Raw genomic sequence first — 8,111 nt, forward strand, 5'->3', positions numbered from 1 at the left:
CAGGGAATGAATTCCCTGGCTAATAGCGAAAGTCCTCTGAAGAGGACTGTAGAAAAAACTTTGATAACAGTGCGCTGAAGAAGACTGTAGAAAAAACTTTGATATCAGTCCACTTTAGTGCAATACGGTTCAGTTAAGGCTATGCAGTGCTTAAAACAATAAATACAGGAGGATTCATTATGATTCCAGTACCTCTGTGTTTAACTTGTTTAGACCGAAATTTTGAGACAGGTTTTTTCACGACTCGGGGGTTGTTTCTCGCTCGCCCTTTCAGGTAGAACTTGATCGAGAATCTCCAAAGTTAACCAATTCAAAAAAAGGGAAGTTCCTGTGGTTGTAACCGCTGAAATTTTGGGAGAGCGCGACGAATAACTCGTAGTGTTCCAGTAAAAGAAAGACGCAATGGTGAAACACCTGCGCTGCTTGCTGCTTGAAAAATTAATGACCTTACCGCCCAATGTCCTAGTAGTAAACCATAAATTTCTTGTACCACCTCCTTTGGCTTTTGAGAACGAATATGAGTTTTTCGTCCTAATAAATGTACTTTCAGTTCATCAATCGTATTCTCAACTTCCCAACGTTGATGATATTCACAGGCAAGGAACTGGGCAGGAAATTTTTCCGCGTCCAACAAGCTGGTAATTAAACGATATCTAATTTGTACTTCGGGGCGTTCGGGATGCTCAATTGTGTACTCAATTACTCTTACTTGTATTGGCTTAAATCCTTTTTTTCTTAACTTGCCAGATGGATAAATCCAACTTAAATATGAACCATCATCTAGTTGTGTTTCGTTTAAGAATTTAACGTTGGATGGAATTCGCCCCAAATACTCACAACCTTTACTGAATGTGGCTTCTACCATCGTGTAAGAATGTAAACCTCTATCCCACATCAATAACATTCCCTCTGCCACTGAGCGTAACAATTTTAACGCTCTTACTCTTTCTCCTATTTTATATGGACACATTAAGGCATCAAATATTAAATGTGTTCCTGCCTCTACTAAAATCACTAATCTAGCTTTGGGGAACGCCGCTCTCGTACCCGGACGGCTTCCTGGACGACCAAAAACTCTGGCATTTTCATCACTATCTGGGAGGTCTAAGCAGGTTCCGTCTATCACTACGACTCTGAGTTCGTTGATAAAAGCTCCTACTGTTTCAACTGTAGCCATTGGTCGTACTAAGGAATGAAACAACTGTCTCATCACGCCCGCTCCTAATCTTTGTCTGGCTTGAGTAATTGCCGATTTACATGGAAATCGCCAATATTTACCAATTTTTATCCATGCTTCATTAAGACCATCAATTAAATTTTTTAAGACATCCCGCATTGAATCTTTTGACCACAGACTCATGGCGATTACCAGACACACTACCAGTTGTGCTGGCAGGGCACGATGACGTTTCTCTTCAACATTTGTTTTGGCAATAGCTTGTTCGATGGCACTTGCTGGAATTGCTATCTCTATGACCTTGAATATCTCCTTACTTGGGATTTTGGGAGATACTAATGAGAATTCTTTGAGATGCACGCTAACTTGCTCTCCTTTTGTGGACACCATACCTAATTTACCACGGTTTGAGCCTTAACTGAACCGTATTGCACTTTAGTGGACTTTTGCTTTGAGGCAGGGAATTCATTCCCTGCCGGAATTAACGTCACAACTGAAGAAGACTGTATAAAAAAGTGTGATATCAGTCCACTTTAGTGGACTTTTGCTTTGAGGCAGGGAATTCATTCCCTGCCGGAATTAACGTCACAACCCCTGCCGGAATTAACGTCACAGCCCGTAACTATTTCCTCTGTTCCCTTCTTTGCAAATCCCGCAATTGCTTCTCTACCTTTTCCGCCATTGGCAAATCTCCCAAACTTGTATATCCATCTTTTGCCATTCGCAAATATTTCATAGCTTCCAGATTATTTCTCATCGCTGAATGAACTTGTCCCAATCCGTATCGAGCGGCTGTCAACTCCTCAATATCGTCAGGTTTCGCCGTATTAATCGCCTGGGAATAGTAGACTTCAGCCTGGGGAACCAGTTGTAGCTTTTCCAGATACAGATCGCCCAACGTGCGATAAATTGGCGGTGTTTCCCCGCCTGTTTCTTGTAAGTTTTCTAAAATTTCTCTTGCTTCGGCAATCAAGTTTGTGTTAAGATAAATGGTAGTAATTGCTAATTTTTTAGCGTTTTCGTTAGGTACTTGTTTGTCGATCGCCCCTACCGCATCCTTAACAACCTGAACCTGCTTCTCATCCAGCAACTCAAACTCTGTATCTCTTTCTCCCACAGCACTTTCTGAAGAAACGCCCGTATTCGCCTCGACCATCAATCGGTACCTAACACCCGGTTTCAGCGCCGGTTCTCCCGGATAGACAGCCTCAGTACCGTTAACAGTCATTTCCCAGTTTAATTTCGCTCCATTTTCCCGGAGACTCAACTTATAGCTAGTCGCACCAGCAACCGGATTCCACCGCAAAATTGGCTTGCTGTCGAGCAATTTCGTGCGCCGCGGACTGATAATATAAGGAATTGGCGCGCTATTCCAGGTAATTTTACCGTCGCCGCGATCGGGACATTTAATCAAGTCGGCGCTGCAATCAGCTTTCGACTTTTCCTTGGCTAACAAACAGCTATTCAATTGATTTTCACCCGGTGCGATCGACTTAATTCCCAAATCAGCACATTGGATCGTCAGTTGGGCGTTTTGTGCAGTTCGCAATTTGTCTCCCGGATAAATCGGCGTACCGCTGGTAGGGCGAACAATTCGGCCGTTTTGGCGCTCGATCGCAACTTCCCCGCTACTATGGATAATCAGTCCGTTGGATATTCTGTTACTGGCTGCTAGTGCGGTAGTTGCGATCGAGCTTAATGCTATAAAAGTTGCAATCCTGATTTTCACTTGATATTTCCTTTTATTCGTAAATATTGTTTGGCACTTTGGATACATTGCTCTTGTTCGGGTACGCTAGATTTAGAATATTTAATCGTTTTTTTCCAGTGTTCTAAGGCTTCATGTGGCTTACCTTGAGTTTCCAGAACCCGTGCTAAAAAACAGTGAGCTTCAGGGCTATTGTCTGTCAATCCAATTGCTGTTTGGAAATCTATTTCTGCATCATGATATTGCTGTTCTTTAAAGCGTATCCAGCCGCGATTCTTGATACAAGCCGCTTTTACTCCGTCGTATTTAGCGTTTTCTAAACAAAGGTTGATCGCCTTTAAAGCGGGTTGATGTTTATCCTTGCGGATGAATAATTTAGATATTTGAGCAGAAGCATCAGGAAGTCCTCGCAATACAGCATTTTGCATTGCCTCTAACGCACCTTGATCGTCATTCAATTCGTCGCATAACATAGCTAAATTATAGTATGCTTGTGCATAATTCAGGTGAATTAAGCTTGCTAAATTGTAGAATAATTTAGCAATTAAAGGTTTATTTTGACGGTGGTTTTCCATGCCAATTTGATTCGCAACTGGGGCAAGTATCGGGCCCATTAACATATAACTGCTAGCGGTAGTAGCTAAACCGATTCCCAGGCGCTGCATCAAATTAGAAATAAAAATAGAGATATCGTTGTTTGGGCGATCGCCCTCAGTATCACCCAAAAGAGATCCCACAGCAACAAGCGGGCGATTCCCTACGGGATAGCTGCGCTTCACGCGCTTTAATTGCAGTAAAGTCAACCCGTCAAAAGTTGGCTGCTGACAGAGCACAGGTATGGCACTCGCACCGGGAAACTCAGATTCCCACTTCTGTAAATAATCCTTAGCTTTCCGTACTGCTAAAAACAAAGGATATTCTTTGCTTAAATATCCGAATAAAGACTTAACAAAATCGTGAGCAATTTTATCTGGTATCGGCGCACGCATCACAATCATTGCCGGTAAAGGCAAGCCTCCCGCAACTAAATCTGCTGCCAATTGGAGGCTAGAACAAGAGTTTAAAATTAGCAACTCCAATCCTTGAAAAATTGATTTTTCCAACCCCTCTTTTAAATAGTCTATTGTGACAGTATTATCGCAATCTGCTTGATTAATATGCAGCCATCCCTTGACAGCATTGCTATTGCTATGTCCGCCGTAATATAAAATCTGCCAATTTTTTTCATCTTCTAACAACTTCTCGCGTAGCTTTTCCGGTGTTGGCTGGTGAATAAATTGTAAATCGCAGCGATCGCCAAAAGACCTTTGAAGACTTTTCTGATCTTGTCGCAGATCGAGTCCGTCACTATTACCGGATACACATAAAATTCTACCTCGCGAAGGCAGAGGCATTCCTCCTGTAGTTGCCTTTTTGAGAGCTGTTCTATACTGTGACGGACTTTTGATTATCTCACAATTTTTGTAATCTTCGCGAAATTTCCACGCATCCCAAGGCAGATGCCAATTTTCCGAATCTTTGATTTCGAGAAATACTTCAAAGCACTGAGTTCTGCCACCAACTGCATCGACTACACTTCTAAAATTTTCCTCAATTCCCGCATAAAATTCCTCACTACTCAGCCACAGCCTCATAGATTCATTCAAATATTGATAGATTAATTGAGGATTATCTTCAGAAATATTGGTTGTCCCTGTAGTCTTAACTTTAATTCTAGAAAGGATGTTGCTAGATTGTCCCGCACGACAAATAAGTTGCCATCTTTTTTGCAGATCATCAACTTCCGGGGCTGGTGGCAAACTTCCTTTAAATTTATGAACTGTTGTTTGGTTTTCTTGAAACTCCCCTGTGATGTCAGGAAAACTCTTGTGTAGATCCCCAATCCCTAAACCCAAGATAAATCTTAAGCTCATAAATTAGACGCGAATAGAGTTAATCGAGATATCATACCACAAAATTTTCTGTGACGCTGAAATCATCTAAAGCTACTCGAATACTAAAGCTCTCGTCTCGATCTACTTCAATATCCTTCAGCAAAATGTACCTCTCCTGAATCCTTGATTGTGACTCGGTTAGATTTTTACCGATGTCGGATATTAAGGAAAGTTTAATATTCTGGGGCAGGTAACGTTCTCCGATCGCCGGATGCAGTTGAACGTGAACTCTGACAGTGCGATCGCTCTCTTCAGCAATCGCCACCAACAAAGCAACAGTTGTCCTTCCCAGCCGCATTCCCAAGTCAATCAACTTAGCCCGCGTGACATCGGCTTCAGGAAACCTATTGATGCTACTTTGACTGCCCTGTAACGCAGATTCTTCTCTCGATTTTCCACCTCCTCGTAATGCAAAACTGGGGGTTTTGTCAGGGAAAATTAGGTTTTTAAACTTTTGTTTAGCTTCCTCCAATTGCTGCAAAAATATTTCTGCAACATTTGGCAACCAATTACCTAAATTAGATTTAACCGGATTTTCAATCTCAACAGGAGAAGTTTTTGCCTGCGGGTTAAATACAGCTTCAAAAGGCTGCCAATCAGCCGTAAATACATTCATAAACCACTGACTGAGGTTAATTTTAGATTCCAACAAATGTTCTAGATGCCCTAAGAAATTATCCAGGGAATGCAATTCGCTCAATACTAATTCCCCCGCCTCCGCAGTTGGAGAAAAACCAAGCAATCTCGCTTCCTTTTCCTCCTCATCAATTTCTACAGCAATATAGCCAATGCGTTCTGCCCTTGCTTCCACAGGCACTGGGCAAATCTCAGGCGGATGTGCCGATGAATTCTGGTTGCCATTTTCTGGATTTTGATGCCGATTGTTAATTGGACGGCATTCGATTTTTCCCAATCCTTTAACATACAAATCTCCCGCATCTGCAAACAGGCGAATTACGGGATTCCAGCTATCGCATTGAGTCAAGTCAGTTTCAATATCGATGATTTTTAGATAATCGCGAACTGCCAGCACTGCCAAAGTATTGAGATAAACTTGCTCGTGCCTTTGCGGGTGGCGCTGTTGGGTGGCAAAATGCTGAGCAAGTTGCAGTGCCTTCTGAGTAATTGGCATCGGCAAAGATTCGATTTCCCCAAGATTGCTATGGTTCATTGTTCTGGTACACTCCTGGTATATTTAAAGTTTGATATCCTTGGTCTTCGCAAAATTTTTGCAGCAGATAACGGCAGTCATTATTGAACAATTGATATAAAGTAGAATGCGCGCAGCCAAACTCTTTTGCGAGTTCTTGAAGACTTTGACCGTACAAACATTTGCGCTGCAATAAAACTTGACAATTTATCTGGGGTTTTCCTCTAACGTGTATGCTTTTTAACTCGTTATTTGGATCGGTTTCTATCCATGCGAGAACTTCGTCCACATAGAAAGTTACATCAGGATCGGCGGCGAGATAGTCAATGGGATTGATAGTTTCTTCGTCTTGTTTTCCTTCTGAGGAGGCTATTCGACGGCGGTTTGGTGTGTCACTTTCTTTTATTGGGGCCTGACGACAATCTAACAGCCGCATTTGGAGATAGCGATTTAACCAAGTCGTAATCAGGCTTTCTTCCGGATCGTAAGGTCGTTTTGCTGTGGTAGCTTCACATAAATTTCGATTGAGATAGATCCATGTTTCTTGCAATGCCTCTTCATAGTAAGGTGTTTTTTGTTTCCAGAGTTTGCCGGATTTGAGAATCTCTCGAATTAGTTGATTCAAGAAATGACCTCGCCTGATACTGCCGGGGGGATGCTGGCAAGCTTTGGTGACGAGTTCGAGGATTTGCTGGTGGGCGGGAGCTCGATCGAACTTTTCCGATTTTACTGAGCACCCAACAGCATCGGATTCGTCGGATAAGTGGTCTTCTCCCTCGGAGGGGTTGGATTTATCAGTCATAGTTAAGTGCGGCCGCAACTTTGTTCCTACATTTACTTATCAGGTTGAGTAAGAAAATTTTTTGCGAACTGCCAAAGTTTTTTTGAGCGGATGGTTGAAAATCTTGCTGTGTGGTGGATTTGGCTGTTTGAGTGTAGGTTGAGTTTTGTAAACAGGACTGGTGCTCGTAAACTCGGTTTATAGACACGCTGTGGGATCGATCGCCCTTAAATCCCGAAAACACCCGTTGTTCCGTACTTTCACTCAGTGTTTGCAAAACTTTATCAAAAAATTTGAGAGTTTTGCATAAAACTACCGAGCTCACCCTGATAAGTAAATGGAAGCGAAAGTCAGGCTTTAGGGTCGATCGTTGGCGCTAACAACGAAAACCAGATCGATCGCGCAATCCGGCTATGTCGCAATCCCGAACTCCGGCAAGGGTTGAAACCCCTGCCTCATAGCGAAAGTCGTGTGAAGACGACTGAAGAATTTATCAGTCCTCTTTGAGAGGACTTGTGCTATGAGGCAGGGAATTCATTCCCTGCCGGAATGTGGGGAAAGCGCGTTATTCGATCGCCCTTAAATCCCGAAAACACTTGTCATTCCGTACTTTCACCAGTGTTTGCAAAACTTTATCAAAAAAAACTTGAGAGTTTTGCATAAAACCACTGAGCTCACCCTGATAGATATACAGAAGGGAAATTACGAAGTTCGATCGCACTTGTTGAGATTTATTCAAAAGTGCGATCGCGCGTAACTTCCCGATCGCAATCCGAACCAAATTCCCAACGAATATTGGACAGGGCTTCTGCCGATGTTGGTTTAATCTATTTCCACGGTTGCATTTATTGAGTTGATTTGAACCGGTAATTGCGACGACAGATTTGAAGTGCGATCGCATTTCGCGAGACTTCAGTTTGGGTAAATGACGGATCTACGACAGCTAGAAAGTGCAGAAGTGCGATCGGGCTTGTCGATAGAATCGCTTTGTCAATTTTCAGAACACATTGTATCTACCACGCGAGGATAAAAATCATGGCTACTCCTAAAGAATTTGATTTCGATAAAGTCTACGATAAACTCATTGAACAAGGTGGAAAAATTAAACTTATTTACCTTAATGGTATTCGCACTACTTCTGCAAAGTTTCAGCAAGACTTAGAGGGATTTGATAAGTTATGGAAACTTTCTGGAAACCTTTTAGTCCCTAATAGTTCAGTTCCCCGAGGTGCTATCGATTTAGATATAAAATATCGCAACACTACAGATAGCACAGGAAATGATTTGGGAGCATGTCACTTTTGCGATAAGTATTTATACTTGTGCAGTTTTTCGAGGTCTACCAATTAAGCCATTTAAGT

The 8,111-nt window shown here is 42.3% G+C and carries 7 protein-coding genes; 1 reads left to right on the top strand and 6 read right to left on the bottom strand.

Annotation, left to right across the window (positions count from 1 at the left end; genetic code table 11):
• Positions 1 to 310: 310 nt before the first annotated feature.
• The 6 genes from QUA07_RS20905 to QUA07_RS20930 form a co-directional block, all read right to left on the bottom strand.
• Complete coding sequence (locus QUA07_RS20905; protein WP_333328686.1) at positions 311 to 1,567, bottom strand: IS4 family transposase; 1,257 nt, start codon at positions 1,565 to 1,567, stop codon at positions 311 to 313.
• A gap of 232 nt (positions 1,568 to 1,799) precedes the next feature.
• Positions 1,800 to 2,906 (bottom strand): hypothetical protein, encoded by a 1,107-nt coding sequence (locus QUA07_RS20910; protein ID WP_333328688.1) that lies wholly within the window; start codon positions 2,904 to 2,906, stop codon positions 1,800 to 1,802.
• Positions 2,903 to 4,798 carry a CHAT domain-containing protein gene (locus QUA07_RS20915; protein ID WP_333328691.1) on the bottom strand — a complete coding sequence of 632 codons (1,896 nt, stop codon included), beginning with the start codon at positions 4,796 to 4,798 and terminating at the stop codon, positions 2,903 to 2,905. The genes QUA07_RS20910 and QUA07_RS20915 overlap by 4 nt, the downstream gene beginning before the upstream one ends.
• Positions 4,799 to 4,829: 31 nt before the next feature.
• Complete coding sequence (locus tag QUA07_RS20920; protein ID WP_333328694.1) at positions 4,830 to 5,990, bottom strand: DUF1822 family protein; 1,161 nt, start codon at positions 5,988 to 5,990, stop codon at positions 4,830 to 4,832.
• Positions 5,980 to 6,771 (bottom strand): sigma-70 family RNA polymerase sigma factor, encoded by a 792-nt coding sequence (locus QUA07_RS20925; protein ID WP_333328697.1) that lies wholly within the window; start codon positions 6,769 to 6,771, stop codon positions 5,980 to 5,982. The genes QUA07_RS20920 and QUA07_RS20925 overlap by 11 nt, the downstream gene beginning before the upstream one ends.
• A 544-nt stretch (positions 6,772 to 7,315) precedes the next feature.
• Positions 7,316 to 7,651: a hypothetical protein gene (locus QUA07_RS20930; protein ID WP_333328700.1), complete on the bottom strand. Its 336-nt coding sequence runs from the start codon at positions 7,649 to 7,651 to the stop codon at positions 7,316 to 7,318.
• 134 nt (positions 7,652 to 7,785) lie between these two features.
• Here QUA07_RS20930 and QUA07_RS20935 point away from each other — a divergent pair, with 134 nt between their 5' ends.
• Entirely contained in the window at positions 7,786 to 8,100 is a 315-nt protein-coding gene (locus tag QUA07_RS20935) for a hypothetical protein (protein ID WP_333328703.1), read from the top strand.
• Positions 8,101 to 8,111 lie beyond the last annotated feature (11 nt).

Source organism: Microcoleus sp. T3_A4 (genome assembly GCF_036700465.1).
In the GTDB taxonomy this organism is placed as follows: Bacteria; Cyanobacteriota; Cyanobacteriia; order Cyanobacteriales; family Microcoleaceae; genus Microcoleus.

Coding starts and splice junctions, on each gene's coding strand:
- QUA07_RS20905 (WP_333328686.1), bottom strand. CDS start 1,567: ATGGTGTCCACAAAAGGAGAGCAAGTTAGCGTGCATCTCAAAGAATTC.
- QUA07_RS20915 (WP_333328691.1), bottom strand. CDS start 4,798: ATGAGCTTAAGATTTATCTTGGGTTTAGGGATTGGGGATCTACACAAG.
- QUA07_RS20920 (WP_333328694.1), bottom strand. CDS start 5,990: ATGAACCATAGCAATCTTGGGGAAATCGAATCTTTGCCGATGCCAATT.
- QUA07_RS20925 (WP_333328697.1), bottom strand. CDS start 6,771: ATGACTGATAAATCCAACCCCTCCGAGGGAGAAGACCACTTATCCGAC.
- QUA07_RS20930 (WP_333328700.1), bottom strand. CDS start 7,651: ATGCGATCGCACTTCAAATCTGTCGTCGCAATTACCGGTTCAAATCAA.
- QUA07_RS20935 (WP_333328703.1), top strand. CDS start 7,786: ATGGCTACTCCTAAAGAATTTGATTTCGATAAAGTCTACGATAAACTC.